Origin of the sequence: Streptomyces sp. URMC 126 (genome assembly GCF_051386555.1) — a bacterium.
In the GTDB taxonomy this organism is placed as follows: Bacteria; Actinomycetota; Actinomycetes; order Streptomycetales; family Streptomycetaceae; genus Streptomyces.
On the sequence record NZ_JBPQTX010000673.1, the window covers coordinates 1 to 469 of the forward strand.

1 protein-coding gene is annotated in these 469 nt (G+C 71.0%); it reads left to right on the forward strand.

Annotation, left to right across the window (positions count from 1 at the left end; genetic code table 11):
• Positions 1-33: 33 nt before the first annotated feature.
• A partial coding sequence (locus ACSNOK_RS33410) for an FAD-dependent monooxygenase (RefSeq protein ID WP_436784529.1) occupies positions 34-469 on the forward strand: 436 nt, incomplete at its 3' end.

Below are 469 nucleotides of genomic sequence, written 5' to 3' on the forward strand. Positions count from 1 at the left end.
CTCCCACCCCACCTCTCCCGCCGATGAGGAGACATGACCACACCGCACCCTGCCGACGTCCTGATAGCCGGCGCCGGCATAGGCGGGCTCACCGCCGCCCTCAGCCTGCACGCCGTGGGCATCCGGCCGCTCGTGCTGGAAGCCTCGCGCGAGATCGCCCCGCTCGGCGTCGGCATCAATCTGCAGCCCGCCGCCGTCCGGGAACTGCACGAACTCGGCCTGGCCGACGAACTGGCCGCCCTCGGCGTCCCCGCGGTCGCCCACGTCTTCGCCGACCGCCACGGCACCACGCTCTACAGCGAACCGAGGGGCACGGCCGCCGGTTACCGCTGGCCGCAGTACTCCGTCCACCGTGGCGACTTACAGATGATGCTGCTGAGAACGGTGAGAGACCGGATCGGCCCGGACGCCGTCCGAACCGGCGTCCGGGTCGAAAACTTCACCCAGTCCCACACCCACACCCCCACCC